An 18,458-nucleotide genomic window follows, 5' to 3' on the forward strand; every position below is an offset into this window, starting at 1 on the left:
CGCGAAAGCGGTGTGACAGTCGACATAAATCTTGAATGTTGAACCGCTTTCGCGAGCAAGCCCGCTCCCACAGGGGATTGGCGGTGTGTTCAGAACTGGACGGTTTGCTTGAGCATCTGCGCCGCCGGCGTATCGCTCGGGCTGACCATCGCGTAGTTATACCCGCCCCCCGACCAGTACTCGGCCTGCAACTCGCCATCACTGCGACTGCCCCTCGGCAACAGGTAGTTTTTCGGACCTGGTGGGCGGACGTAGAAACTGATTTTATGGCCGCCCAGATCCTCGTAAACCACCATCGCCGCCGGCCCTTGCTCGGTGCTCAGCAAGCGTCCGCTGACCGGTTTGAAACCGGCGGCCGAGAGGTCAGGCAAGCGATTGGCCTGAGTGAAATAGCGGTCAAGCCAACCCTGCATGTCACCGTCATCGCTGACTTTGTAGTCGGCCGGCAAAATGCCTTGCTGGGCAATCAGGCGATAGGCCTGCAGGGCATCGGTCATTGGCGGCATGGCTCTGATGAGCATCATCTCCCGGGCTTGCCAACCGCTGAATCCGCCGACGCTGACCGCGATCAGCAACACGGCGGCGCTGGCCAGGTGACGGCGAGATTGTCGTTTGAGGCGTTGGCGAATCAGTGCCGGGTCGAGGTTCGGGTTGGCCGGTTGCTGCAGGGCGCCGCTCAATGCCGCGCGCAATTGCTGGGCGTCCTGTTGCCAGGCACGCACTTGGGCAGCCACTTCAGCGTTGCTGGCCAGAAAAGTGTCCACCAGACGCCGGTCGGCATCGCTGAGTTGCTGGTCGACATAGGCGTGCAGGTCACGCTCGCTTGGGGGCAGGCTGATCATTTGAGTCTCCGCAGAGAAGGGCGGGTAATTTCGCCGTCGCTCAACTGGCGCAAGGCCTGGCGGGCACGGGACAGGCGGGACATCACGGTGCCGGTGGGGACGTCGAGAATCTCGGCGACCTCTTTATAACTCAAGCCTTCGACCGAGACCCAGAGCAGCAGGGCGCGTTGTTCGGTGGTGAGTTGATCGAAGGCTTTCAGGGTTGATTGGGCGATCACGGTGCGTTCCACCGACGGCTGTGAATCGTCACCGCCGGTAAAGAATTCGAGCATTCGCGCATAACGCCGGGAGCGTCGGTGAGCATCGAGAAACTGTCGATACAGAATCGAAAACAACCAGGCGCGCAAATCGCCGTCGGGACGTTTATCGCCCCAACTCGACAGCGCGCGCTCAAGGCAAGATTGCACCAGGTCGTCGGCGCTGCTGGGATTGCGCGTCAACGACACGGCAAACCGGCGCAATCTGGGAATAATTTCTCGCAGTTGTTCGTCGATATCGTTCATGAAGTTCTGGCTAGTCACTACGCTGTGGACTAGGAAGACGCCCGGCATTGGAGGTTATTCCACGCCCGAAAAAATAAATACCGGGCGATGGAATAAACCGCCACGGGGTTCGTCTGCTTGATCCTTCTCACTTGTGGCCGATGGCCCTGGAGTCTTTCATGGTAGATCGCTCATCACCGCCAACCCGGCCACCCTTGAGTGCCGCGAGCCTGACATTGCGTCTGGCCGGTATCGCTGTGGTGGTTGCCGCCCTGGCCGGGGCTTTTGCCTACGTCAACGGCACCTTTGACCCACAGCGCCTGACCCCGAAAAAGCTGATCAATGTGCTGGAGACCAACAACGGCGTGCACCCCGGCTTCCGGCGTAACCACTCCAAAGGCGTGTGCGTGATCGGGCATTTCGAGAGCAGTGGCGAGGCGCGCAGCTATTCCAGCGCTCAGGTGTTCAATGTTGCGCGGACCCCGGTGGTCGGGCGTTTCGCCTTGCCGGCCGGTAATCCTTATGCGCCAGACAACAGCGTGCCGATCCGCAGCCTGGCGTTGCGCTTCACCCAGGCCAACGGCCAGCAGTGGCGCACCGGGATGAACAGCATGCCGGTGTTCCCGGTGGGTACGCCCGAAGCGTTCTATCAATTGCAGCAGGCCCAGTCGCCGGACCCGGCCACCGGCAAGCCGAACCCGGCTGCGGTGCCAGCGTTCTTCGGTTCGCATCCGGAAGCTGCACCGTTCCTGGCCTGGATCAAAACCGCCAAGCCGTCGGCCAGTTACGTGACGGAAACCTACAACAGCGTCAATGCGTTTTACCTGGTGAACGCGGCCGGGCAACGGCAAGCGGTGCGCTGGAGCATGGTGCCCGTCGCTCAGGATGCCGCGGGTGCTACGGCGCCTGAGGGTGGTGAATTCCTCGAGAAAGACCTGGTTCAACGTATTTCCGCAGGGCCGCTGCGTTGGCAGTTGAACATCACGCTGGCCAACCCTGGCGATCCGGTCAACGACGCCAGCAAGGCCTGGCCCGAGGGTCGCAAAGTGTTGAACGCCGGCACCCTCGTGCTCGAAAGCACCCAGCCGCAACTCAATGGCGAATGCCGGGACATCAACTACGACCCGCTGGTACTGCCCGCCGGCATAGAAGGTTCCGACGACCCATTGCTCGCCGCTCGTTCAGCGGGGTACGCCACTTCCTACTTGCGTCGTACCAGCGAAGTCAGCCAGTTGCCCTCTGCCAATAAACAGGAGTCTCATCAATGAGCGCTCAACCGAACCACTTCGCGCCTTTAGCGCGATTGCTGCACTGGCTGATGGCGCTGATGATCATTGCCATGCTGTTTATCGGTGCGGGAATGACCGCTTCGGTGTCCGAGCGTCATGAGTGGCTGATTCATCTGCACAAACCTTTGGGCGTCGCAATTTTGCTGTTGGTGGTCGTGCGCCTGGCCGTGCGCTTTTCCACGCAACAGCCACCGCTGCCGGCGGATCTGCCGGGTTGGCAAGCGCTGGCGGCCAAGGCTTCGCATGTTTTGCTGTACGCCTTGATGTTGATTCTGCCGCTGCTGGGTTGGGCGATGATTTCGGCGGCGGGGGATCCCGTGATGCTCAGCAGCTCGTTGCAGTTGCCGTCGATCGTACCGGCGAATGCGCAGGTGTTTGCGTTCCTGCGCAAGGCTCACGGGTATCTGGCGTACTTGCTGTTCCTGACGGTGCTGCTGCATTTGGCGGCGGCGTTGTTTCACGGTTGGGTGCGCCGCGATGACGTGCTGGACAGCATGTTGCGGGGCAAGGATCGCGGCTAAAAGATCGCAGCCTGCGGCAGCTCCTACAAAGACTCGTGCGGTTCACACGGTCGGCGTAGGAGCTGGCGAAGCCTGCGATCTTTTGATCCTGCGCATTCAGCGCAAGGTGTTGACCATTTCCGCCACGGTCGTCAGCACATCCTTGCCCAATTGCTTCGAGCGTTTGCCAGACCAGCCGGTCAGCGCATTCGGCGCATCGTTGTTGTCCTTGAAGGGCATTTCGAGGGTCAGCGACAGGCAGTCGAATTTCTGACCGACGCTGTTGCACGCCAGGGTCATGTTGGCTTTGCCCGGTTCGTCACGGGTGTAGCCGTGCTTGGTCTGGAAGTCCTTGGTCAGGTGCTTCAGATGACTGCGGAAGTGCTCTTCGAGTTTTTCGATCCGTGGCGTGTAACCCGGGTTGCCTTCGCAACCGGCGGTGAACACGTAGGGGATTTCTTCATCGCCATGGATGTCGAGGAACAGGTCCACGCCATACTTTTCCATCTGTTGCTGAACGAACAGCACTTCCGGGCTGATTTCCTGGCTGGCGCTCTGCCAGGCGCGGTTCAGGTCCTGGCCCATCGCGTTGGTGCGCAGATGACCGTGGAAGGCGCCGTCCGGGTTCATGTTCGGCACCAAATACAGATCGGCGCTGGTCAGCAGTTTGTTCAATACAGGATCGTCGTGTTTTTCCAGGCGTTCGATCACGCCTTCCATGAACCATTCGGCCATGTGTTCGCCGGGGTGTTGCTGGGCGATGATCCAGACTTTGCGCTGACCTTCGGCGCCCGTGCCTTTACGCAGTAGCTGGATGTCTCGACCTTCGACACTTTTTCCGGTGGCCAGCAGTTCGGTGCCAGCCTTGGTCAGCGCTTGCTCGATCAGCCAGTCGTGACGGCCACGGCTGTAGGGTTCGAAGTAAGCAAACCAGGCGTGGGTGGCGGTGGCTTCAAGGCTGAAGCGCAGGCAGTCACCTTCGAAAATGGTCGGCACCCGGAACCAGTTGACGTGGTCGTAGGACGCCACCGCCTGATAACCATCCCAGGCTTTGTTGTAGGAGGACTTGCTGGCATTGTTCAGACGAAACCAGTGTTCCTGACCGACGTGCAGACCGCTGGCCTTGAAGTGGAACCACTGAAAGTGCTGGCTGCGGGTGTCTGGCTTGATGGCCAGCAGGGCTTGCAACGGATTGCTGATGTCCAGCACTTCAATGTTGCCACTGTCGAAGTTGGCACTGATGTCGAAAGAGGATTTAGCCACGGCCATAGTCGATTCCTGAATATGATTTTATGGCTGTTACTTTACACGCTGGGAAGGGAAAAACCGGGGGAAATTCTGGGTGAAGCGGGGGGGCGTCCTCCTTGACGCCGACGAAGCTTAGAGACTGTGCGATTGATTCTCAAGCGCTATTTATGAATAGTTTGGGCCAATGAAGCCGGGCTTCTCTTGCCAATGGATATTCTTTTGATATCATCCGCGCCATTCGAATTTGCAGCACCTAAAGACTTCATTAGCCTGAAGGTAAAGCCAGAATAACTGGCAAAAAAAAGACCCGGCAAAAAGCCGGGTCAAAAACCGTGATTAGCCTGATGAGGAGATAGTCCAGGAGACCGACCTAAGGTCACTTGGACAATCGACTGATCTCGCGACCAGCTGCGTGCAATAATAATCATTCTCGTTTGCAAGTCAAATGTTTTTATCTGCGCGATTGGAAAGTTCTTTCCCGTCCTCCTTGTCAGTACCCGTGTCTCACCCGTTCTGATCGCCCTCCAGGGATCGATCCACCATCGCCCTGGCCATGTCGATCATGTGCACCGTCGAAATCGCCAGGTCCCGACTTGCGCCCTGCAAATTGTTGGCTGACTCGTACGCGATAGCGGCTGCACAACGCAGCAAATCGGTGGCATGGACCAGCGCCTCTTCGCAGCTGATGTTGCGGTTTACGTCAAAGAAACGTTCTTCGACCACGTCCTCTGAAACAGCTGGTTTCAAGTAATAGTCCAGCGCTCGTTGCGCGGCGGCAGAGCCTTTGGGCGAGGTGAGGGAAGTGTCGATGTGCATGTCAGGCAGGTCGTTGCAGGGGATGGACATGGCGATGGCAAACTCCGTGATAGATTCAGATCCGTGAACCCATCCTAGTACGTACTGTATTTATGACGAGAGATTAAATACTACAATTTGTGTTTTGACGGCTGGAGGCGCCCACGTATCGTGCCGCACATGGATAAATGGATTGAATTGGTCAAGGCCAAGATGAGTGAACTCAAAGTCACTCAAGAAGAACTCGCAGATCGCCTCGGGATGTCCCAGGGCGGCGTCGGCCACTGGCTGAACAAACGCCGCGACCCCGGCGTCGTCAACATGAACCGTGTGTTGAAGGCGCTGGGCATGGACTTTCTCGAAGTGGTGCTGGTGATCCGCGAACCACTCCTCCTGGAAGAGGAGGAGATGCCTCTGGCGCTGAAGTACAACCCGTACTTCCGCTACCCGGTCAGTGACTGGAAGGAGCCGGCGCAGCTGCGCGATGGTGAGCTGACGGTGTATCGCAAGGAGGAACGCTTCGAGCTGACCGACTACCACGCCCAGGGCCCGGCCTTCTGGCTGAGTGTGGTGGGCGATGCGATGACCGCGCCCACGGGTATCAGCATTGCCGAGGGCATGATGATCCTGGTGGACCCGGCCATCGTGCCGGAACCCGGAAAACTGGTGATCGCCCAGTGGCCGGACAGCGCCGAGGCGACCTTTCGCAAGCTGATCGAAGAGGGCGGGCAGCGTTACCTGGTTCCGCTCAATCCGACCTATCCGAAGGCTATCTTCACCGACGAGTGCCGAATTATCGGCGTAGTGGTCCAGGCAACCGCCAAATTCTAATCAGATCGGTCCTCGCAAGACGTAGGACCGATCTTCATTTCATGCTTCTTCAAACTCGACCAGCGCACTGCCTTCGCTGACCATCTCGCCTTCCTGGCAATACAGCGCCTTGATCACCCCGGCGTGTGGCGCACGAATGCTGTGCTCCATCTTCATCGCCTCCAGCACCACCAGCTGCGCCCCGGCTTCGACCGTTTGCCCGGCTTGCACCAATACCCGCACGATGCTGCCATTCATGGGCGCGGTCAGCCCGCCGTGATGGCTGTGACTGGCCTCGACGGCGCTGATCGGGTCGTAGGACTCGATGCGGCGCAATTCACCTTCCCATTGCAGATACAGAACGTCGCCCCGGCGGATTGCCCGATGCTGGCGGCGCAGGCCGTTGTGCTCGGTCAGCAGTTGCTCGCCCTTGAGTTGAGCGGTGTGGGCATCAGCGTCGCCCAATGTCAGCGCGCGATCCTGGCTTTCACAACTCAAGTGCAGGGTGATTTCTGTCGGCAGTCCGGCACGGAAACCGTTGCTGTTGGCCCAAGGTGAAACCGGGTCATCGGCTCGTGGAGAACTCGGCTGACTTTGGGCGAACGCCTGGGCGGCGGCTTGCCAGAATTCGTCACTGAGGTCTGAGGCGACTGGCAGTAGTTCTTCCTGATAACGCGGAATGAATCCGGTATCCAGTTCGGCCGCCGCAAACGCCGGATGGCCGACGATCCGGCGCAGGAAGTTGATGTTGGTCTTGAGCCCGCCAATGGCAAACTCATCAAGCATGCTCAGCAGCCGCAGTCGCGCCTGTTCACGATCCTCGCCCCAGGCAATCAGTTTGCCGAGCATCGGGTCGTAGAACGGCGAGATCTCATCGCCTTCTTCAACACCACTGTCCACCCGCCGTCCCGGACCTTGAGCGGATTCACGGTACAGCTCCAGTCGACCGGTCGCCGGCAGGAAATCATTGCCCGGGTCTTCGGCATACAACCGCACTTCGATGGCATGGCCGATCAGCGGAACCTCGGCCTGAGTCATCGGCAGCGCTTCGCCACGGGCCACACGAATCTGCCAGGCCACCAGATCGAGGCCGGTGATGGCTTCGGTGACCGGGTGTTCGACTTGCAGGCGTGTGTTCATCTCCATGAAGAAGAACTCACCCCGCGAATCCAGCAGGAATTCCACAGTGCCGGCGCCGACATAACCGATGGCCTGTGCCGATCGCACGGCGGCCTCACCCATGGCGCGACGCAGTTCCGGGCTCAAGCCTGGAGCGGGTGCTTCTTCAACGACTTTTTGGTGCCGACGCTGAATCGAACAGTCACGTTCGTTGAGGTACAGGCAGTTGCCATGCTGGTCGGCGAACACCTGGATTTCCACGTGACGCGGTTTGAGCAGGTACTTCTCCACCAGCATCCGCGAATCACCGAACGAGGATTTCGCTTCACGTTGGGCCGAGGCCAGGGCTTCGGCCAACTGGCTGACGTCCTCGACCACTTTCATGCCTTTGCCGCCACCGCCCGCAGTGGCCTTGAGCAGCACCGGATAACCGATGCGTTCGCAGGCGTCGCGGAAGGTGTCGAGGTCCTGAGCTTCGCCGTGATAGCCAGGCACCAGCGGCACGCCGGCGGTTTCCATCAAGGCTTTGGCGGCGGATTTGCTGCCCATGGCGTCGATGGCCGAGGCGGGCGGGCCGAGGAAAATCAGGCCCGCATCTTCGATCGCACGGGCGAACCCGGCGTTCTCGGAAAGAAAGCCATAACCCGGATGAATCGCCTGAGCGCCGCTGGCCTTGGCGGCGGCGATCAGTTTGTCGATTTGCAGGTAACTGTCAGCGGCTTTACTGCCACCGAGGTCGACGCGGATATCTGCTTCGCGGCTGTGTCGGGCTTCACGGTCGGTGGCGCTGTGCACGGCCACGGTGGTCAGGCCCAGGGCTTTGGCGGTGCGCATCACCCGGCAAGCGATTTCGCCGCGGTTGGCCACCAGCAGGGTGGTGAGAACAGGTGCGCTCATCAACGCGGCTCCTTGGTGGTGGTTTCGGCTTGCCAGCTCGGCGGACGTTTTTGCAGAAAGGCCCGCAGGCCTTCCTGACCTTCGGGGCTGACGCGGATGCGGGCGATGGCGTTTTCGGTGTAGCGGCGTAGTGCCGGGGTCAGCGCGCCGTGGCCGACTTCGCGCAGCAAATCCTTGCTGGCACGCATGGCGGCGGGGCTGTTGAGCAGCAGGTTGTCGATCCACTGTTCGACTTTTTGCTCCAGCTCAGCGATCGGATAACTCTCCGACAACAAGCCGATTTCCCGCGCTCGTTGTCCGCTGAAACGCTCGGCGGTCAGTGCGTAGCGACGTGCCGCGCGTTCGCCGATGGCTTGCACCACGAACGGACTGATCACCGCCGGGGCTAGGCCGATACGCACTTCCGACAGGCAGAACTGCGCGTCATCGGCGCCAATCGCCATGTCGCAGCAACTGATCAGGCCCAGCGCACCACCGAATGCAGCGCCTTGCACCACCGCCAGCGTCGGGACTTTCAGCTTGGCGAGGTTGTACATCAATTCCGCCAGTTCCCGGGCATCGTCGAGATTGGTGTGGTAATCGAGTTCGGCCGATTGCTGCATCCAGGCCAGATCTGCGCCAGCGCTGAAATGCTTGCCGCGTCCACGCACCAGCAGGAAACGCAGGCTGGCGTCGCTCGACACTTTATCCAGGGCGAGGATCAGTTCGCGGATCATTTCGGCGTTGAAGGCGTTGTTCTTTTCTTCACGGCTGAGCCACAGGGTCGCAAAACCACGCGGGTCGCTCAGCAGTTCGAGGGTGTTGAAGTCGCTCATATATATCCGTCTCCACAACTCTTGTGGGAGCGGGCTTGCTCGCGAACGCGAACCGGTTTTACGATTGCTTCGCAATCGAACGGGGGCAAGCCCCCTCGCCACACAAGCCCGCTCCTACAGAAAATCACATCCGGAACACGCCGAAGCGGCTCGGTTCGATTGGCGCATTCAGCGACGCCGACAAGGCCAGGGCCAATACATCGCGGGTTTGCGCCGGGTCGATGACGCCGTCGTCCCACAACCGGGCGCTGGAGTAGTAGGGATGACCCTGTTCTTCATATTGGTCGAGGATCGGTTGCTTGATCTCGGCTTCCTGCTCGGCGCTGAAACCGTGGCCACTGCGTTCGGCCTGTTCGCGTTTCACCTGCACCAAAACACCCGCCGCCTGCTCGGCACCCATCACGCCGATGCGTGCGTTCGGCCACATCCACAGGAAACGTGGATCGTAAGCTCGCCCACACATGCCGTAATTACCGGCACCGAAACTGCCGCCGATGATCACGGTGAATTTCGGCACCTTGGCGCACGCCACGGCGGTCACCAGTTTCGCGCCGTGCTTGGCGATGCCGCCGGCCTCGTATTTCTGGCCGACCATGAAACCGGTGATGTTTTGCAGGAACAGCAATGGAATGCCGCGCTGACAGGCCAGCTCGATGAAGTGCGCGCCTTTCTGCGCGGCTTCGGCGAACAGAATGCCGTTGTTGGCGAGGATCGCGATCGGGTAACCGTGCAAGTGGGCGAAGCCGCACACCAGGGTCGTCCCGAACAGTGCTTTGAATTCGTCGAACACCGAACCATCCACCAACCGCGCAATCACTTCACGCACGTCGAACGGCTGCTTGGCATCCGCCGACACCACGCCGTACAACTCGTCGCTGGCGTAAAGCGGGGCGATCGGCGTGCGCTGTTGCAGCTCACCGAGTTTGCGCCAGTTGAGGTTGGCAATGCTGCGCCGCGCAATGGCCAAGGCGTGTTCGTCGCTCTCGGCGTAATGGTCGGCGACCCCGGAAATCTTGCAGTGCACATCGGCCCCGCCGAGGTCTTCGGCGCTGACCACTTCACCGGTCGCGGCTTTTACCAGCGGCGGGCCGGCGAGGAAAATCGTCGCTTGCTCACGCACCATGATCGCTTCGTCGGCCATGGCCGGCACGTACGCGCCACCGGCAGTGCAGGAACCCATGACCACCGCGATTTGCGGGATGCCCATGGCGCTCATGTTGGCCTGGTTGAAGAAGATCCGTCCGAAGTGCTCACGGTCCGGGAACACTTCATCCTGACGTGGCAGGTTGGCGCCACCAGAGTCCACCAGATAGATGCACGGCAAGCGATTCTGCTGGGCGATGGTTTGGGCACGCAGGTGTTTTTTCACGGTCAGCGGGTAATACGAGCCACCTTTTACGGTGGCGTCGTTGGCGACGATCATGCATTCGACGCCTTCCACGCGACCGATCCCGGCAATCACGCCAGCGGCCGGAACGTCTTCGCCATATACCTCGTAGGCCGCCAATTGGCTGATCTCGAGAAACGGCGAACCCGGATCGAGCAGGCGATTGATCCGTTCACGAGGCAGCAGTTTGCCCCGCGAGGTGTGGCGCTCTTGCGCCTTCGGGCCGCCACCTTGCTGCACTTTGGTGAGCAGGGTGTGCAGGTCGTCGACCTGTTTGAGCATCGCCGCGCTGTTGGCCGCGAACTCCGCCGAACGGGGGTTGAGCTGGGTATGCAGGATAGCCATGGACAGCTCCGTTTAGCGGGTTTCGTTGAACAGTTCGCGACCGATCAGCATGCGACGGATCTCACTGGTGCCGGCACCGATTTCGTACAGCTTGGCGTCACGCAGCAGACGACCGGCCGGGAATTCGTTGATGTAGCCATTGCCACCGAGAATCTGGATCGCGTCGAGGGCCATTCGGGTCGCGCATTCGGCGCTGTAGAGGATGACGCCGGCGGCGTCCTTGCGGGCGGTTTCGCCGCGCTCGCACGCTTGCGCTACCGCATAGAGGTAGGCGCGGCTGGCGTTGAGTTGGGTGTACATGTCGGCGACCTTGCCCTGGATCAACTGGAATTCGCCGATGCTTTGGCCGAACTGCTTGCGGTCGTGGATGTACGGCACGATCAAGTCCATGCAGGCCTGCATGATCCCGGTCGGGCCGCCGGACAGGACAACGCGTTCGTAATCGAGGCCGCTCATCAGCACCTTCACGCCGCCATTGAGCACGCCGAGGATGTTTTCTTCCGGTACTTCGACGTCGTCGAAGAACAGCTCGCAGGTGTTGGAACCGCGCATGCCGAGCTTGTCGAATTTGTTGCTGCGGCTGAAGCCTTTGGAATCACGTTCTACGATGAACGCGGTGATGCCGTGGGGGCCTTTTTCCAGGTCGGTCTTGGCGTAGATCACGTAGGTGTTGGCGTCCGGGCCGTTGGTGATCCAGGTCTTGCTGCCGTTGAGGACGTAGTGATCGCCGCGTTTATCGGCGCGCAGTTTCATCGACACCACGTCGGAGCCGGCATTCGGTTCGCTCATGGCCAGGGCGCCGATGTGTTCGCCGCTGATCAGCTTCGGCAGGTATTTGGTTTTCTGTTCGTGATTGCCATTGCGGTTGATCTGGTTGACGCAGAGGTTGGAGTGCGCGCCGTAGGACAGGGCGACCGAGGCCGAACCGCGGCTGATTTCTTCCATGATCACCACGTGCGCCAGGTAACCCAGGCCAGCACCGCCGTATTCTTCCGGGACGGTCACACCCAGCAGGCCCATGTCGCCGAATTTACGCCACAGGTCGGCGGGGAACAGGTTGTCGATGTCGATCTGAGCGGCGCGTGGTGCGATCTCTTTGGCGACGAAGGACTGAACCTGATCGCGCAGCATGTCGATGGTTTCACCGAGGGCAAAGTTCAGGGATGGGTAGCTCATGGGTCACCTTTTGGCATTTTTGTAGGGTAGGGAGGGCCGTGATTTGGTTCTCACCTTTACGTTAACGTAAGCCTGTGACGAATGGCTGTCAATCGCCCTTTACGTTAACGTCAACTTGAGCGAGAGTAGAGCCAGTTTCGACACGGTAACGCGGACCGACTCTGTGGGAGCGGGCTTGCTCGCGAATGCGGTTTGTCATTCAACATTCATGTCGATTGACCCGCCGCTTTCGCGAGCAAGCCCGCTCCCACAGGTGACGTTCGGCAACCCACTAATAAAGACAATAGGGGTCGTCATGGATCAACCCAGTGCAAGCCCGCAGCGCAGTTACACCCGTGGTTCCCAGGACAAAGCCTTGCTGGCGATGACCATTGGCGAGGCGTTCGATAACACCGTTGCGCAGTACCCGACCGGGGAGGCGCTGGTCGTGCGCCATCAACAGTTGCGCTACACCTGGCAGCAACTGGCCGAAGCCGTGGATCTGCATGCCAAAGCGCTGTTGGCGCTGGGCTTGCAGACCGGTGATCGTCTGGGTATCTGGGCACCGAACTGCGCCCAATGGTGTATCAGCCAGTTCGCCAGCGCGAAAATCGGCGTGATTCTGGTCAACATCAATCCGGCCTACCGCAGCTCCGAACTCGAATACGTGTTGAAGCAATCCGGTTGCCAATGGCTAGTCTGCGCCGGTGCCTTCAAGACCTCCGACTATCACGGGATGCTGCAAGGCCTCGTTCCCGAACTGGCTGAGCAATCCATCGGAAAGTTACAAAGTGAACGCCTGCCGGAGCTGCGCGGTGTCATCAGCCTTGATGCTCAGCCGCCATCGGGTTTCCTGCCGTGGTCGCAATTGACCGATCTTGCGGGGAGCGTGTCGGCGGAGCAGTTGAGTGAACGTCAACATTGCCTGCATTTCGACCAGGCGGTAAACATCCAGTACACCTCCGGTACCACCGGTTTCCCCAAGGGCGCGACCCTCAGTCACTACAACATTCTCAACAACGGTTACATGGTCGGCGAAAGCCTCGGCTTGACCGCGAGTGATCGTCTGGTCATCCCGGTGCCGCTGTATCACTGCTTCGGCATGGTCATGGGCAACCTCGGTTGCATGACCCACGGCAGCACCATGATTTATCCCAACGATGCGTTCGATCCACTGCTGACCCTGACTACCGTCGCCGAAGAAAAGGCCACCGCGCTTTACGGCGTACCGACCATGTTCATCGCCATGCTCGATCAGCCAAAGCGCTCTGAATTCGATCTGTCGAGCCTGCGCACCGGGATCATGGCCGGGGCGACCTGTCCGATCGAAGTGATGCGGCGGGTCATCAGTGAAATGCACATGAGCGAAGTGCAGATTGCCTACGGCATGACGGAAACAAGTCCGGTGTCGTTGCAGACCGGTCCGTCAGACGAACTGGAATTGCGCGTCACCACCGTCGGTCGCACCCAGCCACAACTGGAAAGCAAGATCATCGACGAGGCGGGCAATCTCGTGCCGCGCGGCACTATCGGTGAGCTGTGCACCCGCGGCTACAGCGTGATGCTCGGTTACTGGAACAACCCGCAAGGCACCGCGGAAGCCATCGACCAGGCCGGCTGGATGCACACCGGTGATCTGGCGAGCATGAACGACGAAGGCTACGTATGTATTGCCGGACGTAACAAGGACATGATCATCCGCGGCGGTGAGAATGTTTACCCGCGGGAGCTGGAAGAGTTCTTCTTTACCCATCCGGCGGTGGCGGATGTGCAAGTGATCGGGATTCCGTGCTCGCGGTATGGCGAAGAGATTGTCGCCTGGATCAAATTCCATCCGGGCCACAGTGCTACCGAGCAGGAGCTGCAAGCGTGGTGCAAGGAGCGCATCGCGCACTTCAAGACACCGCGTTACTTTAAATTCGTCGATGAGTTTCCGATGACCGTGACCGGGAAGATCCAGAAGTTTCGGATGCGTGAGATCAGTATCGAGGAATTGCGCGGTAACCAAGACTGACAACATTCCCCTTGTGGGAGCGGGCTTGCTCGCGAACGCGGTGGATCAGTCGACACATGCAGTGACTGACACGCCGCGTTCGCGAGCAAGCCCGCTCCCACAATTTGATCGAGGAAAACACGAATGCCGGAAAGCACAAAGGGGAGCCGAAGCTCCCCTTTAATTTTGTCGTTGCGCGTGCTCTTTTTTTATTATTGAGGGGCGGTCTGTTGTTGTTTTTGGAAACCGTGACCCTTTACCGCTGTTTTTGTCGATCCCCATCCGGGATCAAGAGCAAACGTATTTTTTTGAGCGCTGATCTACTTTTTCGCTAAGCGATCCAACCAGTTCGGGAGCTACCTGAAGGTAGTTTTATTGTTCTCTGCCCGGTTGCGGGTTACTCCGAAAAGCACCCTGAAAAGCACATCCTCTCCAAAAAAATCTGTTAGCTGCGTCTCTGCCGTGTTGTTTTTGTTATGTCAGAGTCGTTACGTCTTATTTTTATTAGGTTTGCCGCTTTTTTTGTTCTTGTTATGCCATAGAGATAGCAGAAGCCGTGCCAACTTTTAAAAATCCTTTTAAATCAATAGTTTATGATTTTGTCGGATTTTTCGTTCCGTCAAAACCCGACAATTTGTTTCCGTGTTACTCGCTTGCGCCCCACGTTTCAGACGCGGCGGTAACACCCCGGCACAGCCGCGCACTCACTGTGCGCTACGAGCCTTGGCCACGCGCGAACCGGTCGGTCGCCCCAGCACTGTGCAAATCTGCTGACCGGCCAGAATCAAGGCGTCCAGGTCGATACCGGTCTCGATACCCAGGCCATTGAGCAGGTAAACCACGTCTTCGGTCGCGACGTTACCGCTGGCGCCCTTGGCGTATGGGCAGCCGCCGAGGCCGGCGATGGAGCTGTCGAACACCGAGATGCCTTCCAGCAGGCTGGCGTAAATGTTGGCCATGGCCTGGCCATAGGTGTCGTGGAAGTGCCCGGCCAGTTTTTCACGGGGTACATCGGCCGACACCACGTCGATCATCTTGCGGGTCGCGCCAGCGGTGCCGGTGCCGATGGTGTCGCCCAGGGAAACTTCATAGCAGCCCATCGCGTAGAGCTCGCGAGCGACCCGAGCGACTTGTGCAGGCGCGACGTCACCTTCGTAAGGGCAGCCCAGCACACAGGACACGTAACCGCGCACGCTGACACCGTGTTGCCTGGCGGCGTCCATGATCGGCACGAAACGCTCCAGGCTTTCGCTGATCGAGCAATTGATATTGCGCTGGGAAAACGATTCCGACGCGGCAGCGAAGACCGCGACTTCCTTGACCCCGGCTGCAATGGCGTCTTCAAACCCGCGCAGGTTCGGGGCGAGTGCACCATACGTCACGCCAGGCTTGCGCTGGATTTGCGCGAAGACGTCGGCGGAACCGGCCATTTGCGGTACCCATTTGGGCGACACGAAACTGCCGACTTCTATATAGCCGAGCCCGGCGGCGGTCAGCGCGTCGACCAGTTGCACCTTGTCCGCAACGCTGATGGGTTGGGCTTCGTTTTGCAGACCGTCGCGTGGACCGACTTCGACCAGGCGTACGTGATTGGGGAGGGACATGGCAATGGACCTATTGTTATGGACGAACACTGTTCAAATGTGGGAGCGGGCTTGCTCGCGAAAGCGGACTTACATTCAACATTGATGTTGGCTGACTGATCGCCTTCGCGAGCAAGCCCGCTCCCACATTAGATTTGTGTAGACCTACTGAATGACTTGCTGGTTTTTGATGGTCTGTTCCAGCGCCTGGGTGCAACGCTCCTGTGCGGTGTCCAGCTCCAGCTTCATCTGTTCGATGTCGAGCATTTGCTGCTCCAGCTGTTCGCGGCGTTCGGCGATTTTGGTCAGCATGGTTTGCAGCTGTTTCTGATTGCCACCGGTGGGGTCGTAGAGCTCGATCAACTCGCGGCATTCGGCCAGGGAGAAACCAATGCGCTTACCCCGCAGGATCAGCTTCAGGCTGACCTTGTCACGGGGCGAGTAAATGCGTTCCTGACCGCGTCGCTCGGGGCTGAGCAGGCCTTGCTCTTCATAAAAGCGAATGGCCCGGGTGGTGATGTCGAGCTCGCGGGCGAGGTCGGAAATGCTATAGGTCTGGCTGCTCATGGAAGCGCTCGAAAAAGGTCATGGCGCTAAGCTAATGGCAGGTTGACGTTTACGTCAAGCAGCATGAATCTTCAGTGTTCTTGCGGGCCCATTCGCGAGCAAGCCCGCTCCCACATTTAACCCAGTTCTTTCAGAAAGAATGCGATCGAATGTGGGAGCGGGCTTGCTCGCGAAGAACGATGACGCGGTGCCAAGCCCTACACTTTATCGAGCTTCTTCTCATGTGCCGTCACCTGCTGGCACAACTCGATCATCTGCTCGCGCATCCAGCGGTTGGCCGGGTCCTGGTCGGTGCTTTCGTGCCAATAAAGGTGGGTTTCCACCGGCGGCACATCGTTGACCGGCAGGTTCACCGAGTACAAATCATGGCGACGGGCAAAGCGTTCCGGCACGGTCATCACCATGTCGGTCTGCTGCAACACCTGAGATGCCATCAAGTAATGCTGGGACCGCAGAGCGATCTTGCGCTGGATGCCCATTTTGCCCAAGGCCAGGTCGACATGACCCAGACCGCTGCGGCGGCTGGAGATATGGATATGGGTCAGCGACAGGTAATCGTCGAGGGTGAACTTTTCTTTGCCCGCCAGCGGATGGCCCTTGCGCATGGCGCACACGTAACGGTCCTCCATCAACTTGACGTGGCGCACTTGCGGGTCAGTGTTGAGGGGGGCATCGACGGCGAAATCAAGACGCCCGGCCGCCAGTTCCTTGGTGGTCTCGCGGCGCTTGGACAGGAAGCTTTCGATGATCACCGTCGGTGCCAGGCGACGCAGGCGCTGGAACAGCGGCGGCAGGATCACCGCTTCAGTGAGGTCGGTCATGCTGATGCGGTAGGTTTTGACCGCCTGCAACGGGTTGAAAATACGGCTTTCCTGCACCGACACCCGCAGCAGGGAGAGGGCGTTGCGCACCGGCCCGATAATGTTCTGCGCCATGGGCGTCGGGACCATACCCTGAGCGGTACGCACGAACAACGGGTCATTGAAGGTCTCGCGCAGACGGGCCAGGGCGTTCGAGACCGCCGGTTGAGTAATGCCGACAATCTGCCCGGCGCGGGTCAGGTTGGCTTCGGTGTAGATCGCGTCGAAGACGATGAAAAGGTTGAGGTCGACCTTGCTCAGATTCATTGCGCGGCACTCTTATTGTTTGGGGCTTTTTGTTGTGGCCGGAGGCCTTGGCGATCACCCGATCATATATCGGTGATGAATGTTAATACACGCCGAGAATAGGCTAGGTAAATTTTCGTAGCTGTTCTAGCATCGAATGCATGACCTGAACAACTCATCAAAACCCTCAGTCAAAAGGTAGAGCTGCCCATGGATTTCGCTTATTCGCCCAAGGTGCAAGAACTGCGTGAGCGCGTGACCGCGTTCATGGACACCTACGTTTATCCCGCCGAAGCGGTGTTCGAGCGCCAGGTCGCCGAGGGCGATCGCTGGCAGCCGACCGCAATCATGGAGGAGCTCAAACTCAAGGCCAAGGCTGAAGGTTTGTGGAATTTGTTTCTGCCTGAGTCCGAACTCGGCGCCGGCCTGACCAACCTCGAATACGCGCCGTTGGCCGAAATCATGGGTCGTTCGCTGCTGGGCCCCGAGCCGTTCAACTGCTCAGCGCCAGACACCGGGAACATGGAAGTGCTGGTGCGTTACGCCAACGAAGAGCAGAAGCAACGCTGGCTCGAACCGTTGCTGCGCGGCGAGATCCGTTCGGCATTCGCCATGACTGAACCGGACGTGGCCTCGTCCGACGCCACCAACATGGCCGCCCGCGCCGTGCGTGATGGCGACGAGTGGGTAATCAACGGCAAAAAATGGTGGACTTCAGGCGCCTGCGATCCACGCTGCAAGATTCTGATCTTCATGGGCCTGAGCGATCCTGACGCGCCGCGTCATGCGCAGCACTCGATGATTCTGGTGCCGGTGGATGCCCCGGGCGTGAAGATCGTTCGTCCGTTGCCCGTGTTCGGTTACGACGACGCACCCCACGGTCACGCCGAAGTGTTGTTCGAAAACGTCCGCGTGCCGTACGAAAACGTCCTGCTGGGCGAAGGACGCGGCTTCGAAATCGCTCAGGGTCGCCTTGGCCCGGGACGGATTCACCACTGCATGCGCTCAATCGGCATGGCTGAACGTGCATTGGAACTGATGTGCAAACGGGCGGTAACCCGTACTGCGTTCGGTAAACCTTTGGCACGCCTGGGTGGCAACATCGACAAGATCGCCGACTCGCGGATGGAAATCGACATGGCTCGGCTGCTGACATTAAAAGCGGCGTACATGATGGACACCGTCGGCAACAAGATTGCGAAAAGCGAAATCGCTCAGATCAAGGTTGTCGCACCGAACGTGGCCTTGCGGGTGATCGACCGGGCGATCCAGATCCATGGCGGGGCAGGGGTGTCCAACGATTTCCCACTGGCTTATATGTATGCGATGCAACGCACCCTGCGCTTGGCCGACGGTCCAGACGAAGTGCACCGCGCGGCGATCGGCAAGTTCGAGATCGGCAAGTACGTGCCCAAAGAAATGTTGCGCAACAGCCACTGATTAATGTGGGAGCGGGCTTGCTCGCGAAAGCGGACGGACATTCAAAATCAATTTTGACTGTTCAACCGCTTTCGCGAGCAAGCCC

The 18,458-nt window shown here is 59.3% G+C and carries 16 protein-coding genes; 5 read left to right on the forward strand and 11 right to left on the reverse strand.

What is annotated here, in order from left to right:
* Positions 1-89 precede the first annotated feature (89 nt).
* Positions 90-842, reverse strand: coding sequence for an anti-sigma factor family protein (locus tag KGB03_RS29930; protein ID WP_223530758.1), 753 nt, complete (start codon positions 840-842; stop codon positions 90-92).
* Positions 839-1,345, reverse strand: a complete 507-nt coding sequence (locus KGB03_RS29935) for an RNA polymerase sigma factor (protein WP_223530760.1) — start codon at positions 1,343-1,345, stop codon at positions 839-841. The genes KGB03_RS29930 and KGB03_RS29935 overlap by 4 nt, the downstream gene beginning before the upstream one ends.
* 158 nt (positions 1,346-1,503) lie before the next feature.
* Here KGB03_RS29935 and KGB03_RS29940 point away from each other — a divergent pair, with 158 nt between their 5' ends.
* Both KGB03_RS29940 and KGB03_RS29945 read left to right on the forward strand, forming a co-directional pair.
* Complete coding sequence (locus KGB03_RS29940) at positions 1,504-2,592, forward strand: catalase family peroxidase (RefSeq protein ID WP_192410487.1); 1,089 nt, start codon at positions 1,504-1,506, stop codon at positions 2,590-2,592.
* On the forward strand, positions 2,589-3,134 hold the full coding sequence (locus KGB03_RS29945) for a cytochrome b (RefSeq protein ID WP_223530762.1): 546 nt from the start codon (positions 2,589-2,591) through the stop codon (positions 3,132-3,134). The genes KGB03_RS29940 and KGB03_RS29945 overlap by 4 nt, the downstream gene beginning before the upstream one ends.
* 96 nt (positions 3,135-3,230) lie before the next feature.
* Here KGB03_RS29945 and KGB03_RS29950 read toward each other — a convergent pair whose 3' ends face one another.
* The gene (locus KGB03_RS29950) at positions 3,231-4,382 is read right to left on the reverse strand and encodes a M14-type cytosolic carboxypeptidase (RefSeq protein WP_192410488.1); all 1,152 of its coding nucleotides are present in this window, start codon (positions 4,380-4,382) and stop codon (positions 3,231-3,233) included.
* Positions 4,383-4,865: 483 nt separating this feature from the next.
* Positions 4,866-5,207 (reverse strand): DUF6124 family protein, encoded by a 342-nt coding sequence (locus KGB03_RS29955; protein ID WP_218535731.1) that lies wholly within the window; start codon positions 5,205-5,207, stop codon positions 4,866-4,868.
* A gap of 129 nt (positions 5,208-5,336) precedes the next feature.
* Here KGB03_RS29955 and KGB03_RS29960 point away from each other — a divergent pair, with 129 nt between their 5' ends.
* Positions 5,337-5,987, forward strand: a complete 651-nt coding sequence (locus KGB03_RS29960) for a LexA family protein (protein WP_223530764.1) — start codon at positions 5,337-5,339, stop codon at positions 5,985-5,987.
* 39 nt (positions 5,988-6,026) lie between these two features.
* Here the strand turns inward: KGB03_RS29960 and KGB03_RS29965 are convergent, their stop codons facing one another.
* From KGB03_RS29965 to KGB03_RS29980, 4 genes are all read right to left on the reverse strand, one after another.
* Entirely contained in the window at positions 6,027-7,982 is a 1,956-nt protein-coding gene (locus tag KGB03_RS29965) for an acetyl/propionyl/methylcrotonyl-CoA carboxylase subunit alpha (RefSeq protein ID WP_223530766.1), read from the reverse strand.
* On the reverse strand, positions 7,982-8,797 hold the full coding sequence (locus tag KGB03_RS29970) for a gamma-carboxygeranoyl-CoA hydratase (protein ID WP_223530768.1): 816 nt from the start codon (positions 8,795-8,797) through the stop codon (positions 7,982-7,984). Before KGB03_RS29970 ends, KGB03_RS29965 begins: the two co-directional genes overlap by 1 nt.
* A gap of 124 nt (positions 8,798-8,921) precedes the next feature.
* Positions 8,922-10,529, reverse strand: coding sequence for a carboxyl transferase domain-containing protein (locus tag KGB03_RS29975; RefSeq protein ID WP_223530770.1), 1,608 nt, complete (start codon positions 10,527-10,529; stop codon positions 8,922-8,924).
* Positions 10,530-10,541: 12 nt separating this feature from the next.
* Entirely contained in the window at positions 10,542-11,705 is a 1,164-nt protein-coding gene (locus KGB03_RS29980) for an isovaleryl-CoA dehydrogenase (protein ID WP_046047545.1), read from the reverse strand.
* Between the two features lie 295 nt (positions 11,706-12,000).
* Here KGB03_RS29980 and KGB03_RS29985 point away from each other — a divergent pair, with 295 nt between their 5' ends.
* Positions 12,001-13,698 (forward strand): AMP-binding protein, encoded by a 1,698-nt coding sequence (locus tag KGB03_RS29985; RefSeq protein WP_223530772.1) that lies wholly within the window; start codon positions 12,001-12,003, stop codon positions 13,696-13,698.
* Positions 13,699-14,381: 683 nt separating this feature from the next.
* Here KGB03_RS29985 and KGB03_RS29990 read toward each other — a convergent pair.
* From KGB03_RS29990 to KGB03_RS30000, 3 genes are all read right to left on the reverse strand, one after another.
* A complete protein-coding gene (locus tag KGB03_RS29990) occupies positions 14,382-15,281 on the reverse strand; it encodes a hydroxymethylglutaryl-CoA lyase (RefSeq protein WP_223530774.1) in 900 nt (299 codons plus the stop codon).
* A 144-nt stretch (positions 15,282-15,425) separates the two neighbouring features.
* Positions 15,426-15,827, reverse strand: a complete 402-nt coding sequence (locus KGB03_RS29995; protein ID WP_076027992.1) for a MerR family transcriptional regulator — start codon at positions 15,825-15,827, stop codon at positions 15,426-15,428.
* 197 nt (positions 15,828-16,024) lie between these two features.
* Positions 16,025-16,954, reverse strand: coding sequence for a LysR family transcriptional regulator (locus tag KGB03_RS30000; RefSeq protein ID WP_008148497.1), 930 nt, complete (start codon positions 16,952-16,954; stop codon positions 16,025-16,027).
* A 189-nt stretch (positions 16,955-17,143) separates the two neighbouring features.
* On the opposite strand from KGB03_RS30000, the gene KGB03_RS30005 reads away from it, so the two are divergent.
* Positions 17,144-18,373 (forward strand): acyl-CoA dehydrogenase, encoded by a 1,230-nt coding sequence (locus KGB03_RS30005; RefSeq protein ID WP_111449044.1) that lies wholly within the window; start codon positions 17,144-17,146, stop codon positions 18,371-18,373.
* The last annotated feature ends 85 nt before the right edge of the window (positions 18,374-18,458 follow it).

Source organism: Pseudomonas sp. BF-B-26 (assembly GCF_019956495.1).
Lineage (GTDB): Bacteria > Pseudomonadota > Gammaproteobacteria > Pseudomonadales > Pseudomonadaceae > Aquipseudomonas.

Bases quoted from the DNA above. Each gene is read 5' to 3' on its own strand.
- KGB03_RS29930 (WP_223530758.1), bottom strand. From the start codon at position 842: ATGATCAGCCTGCCCCCAAGCGAGCGTGACCTGCACGCCTATGTCGAC.
- KGB03_RS29935 (WP_223530760.1), bottom strand. From the start codon at position 1,345: ATGAACGATATCGACGAACAACTGCGAGAAATTATTCCCAGATTGCGC.
- KGB03_RS29940 (WP_192410487.1), top strand. From the start codon at position 1,504: ATGGTAGATCGCTCATCACCGCCAACCCGGCCACCCTTGAGTGCCGCG.
- KGB03_RS29945 (WP_223530762.1), top strand. From the start codon at position 2,589: ATGAGCGCTCAACCGAACCACTTCGCGCCTTTAGCGCGATTGCTGCAC.
- KGB03_RS29950 (WP_192410488.1), bottom strand. From the start codon at position 4,382: ATGGCCGTGGCTAAATCCTCTTTCGACATCAGTGCCAACTTCGACAGT.
- KGB03_RS29955 (WP_218535731.1), bottom strand. From the start codon at position 5,207: ATGTCCATCCCCTGCAACGACCTGCCTGACATGCACATCGACACTTCC.
- KGB03_RS29960 (WP_223530764.1), top strand. From the start codon at position 5,337: ATGGATAAATGGATTGAATTGGTCAAGGCCAAGATGAGTGAACTCAAA.
- KGB03_RS29965 (WP_223530766.1), bottom strand. From the start codon at position 7,982: ATGAGCGCACCTGTTCTCACCACCCTGCTGGTGGCCAACCGCGGCGAA.
- KGB03_RS29970 (WP_223530768.1), bottom strand. From the start codon at position 8,797: ATGAGCGACTTCAACACCCTCGAACTGCTGAGCGACCCGCGTGGTTTT.
- KGB03_RS29975 (WP_223530770.1), bottom strand. From the start codon at position 10,529: ATGGCTATCCTGCATACCCAGCTCAACCCCCGTTCGGCGGAGTTCGCG.
- KGB03_RS29980 (WP_046047545.1), bottom strand. From the start codon at position 11,705: ATGAGCTACCCATCCCTGAACTTTGCCCTCGGTGAAACCATCGACATG.
- KGB03_RS29985 (WP_223530772.1), top strand. From the start codon at position 12,001: ATGGATCAACCCAGTGCAAGCCCGCAGCGCAGTTACACCCGTGGTTCC.
- KGB03_RS29990 (WP_223530774.1), bottom strand. From the start codon at position 15,281: ATGTCCCTCCCCAATCACGTACGCCTGGTCGAAGTCGGTCCACGCGAC.
- KGB03_RS29995 (WP_076027992.1), bottom strand. From the start codon at position 15,827: ATGAGCAGCCAGACCTATAGCATTTCCGACCTCGCCCGCGAGCTCGAC.
- KGB03_RS30000 (WP_008148497.1), bottom strand. From the start codon at position 16,954: ATGAATCTGAGCAAGGTCGACCTCAACCTTTTCATCGTCTTCGACGCG.
- KGB03_RS30005 (WP_111449044.1), top strand. From the start codon at position 17,144: ATGGATTTCGCTTATTCGCCCAAGGTGCAAGAACTGCGTGAGCGCGTG.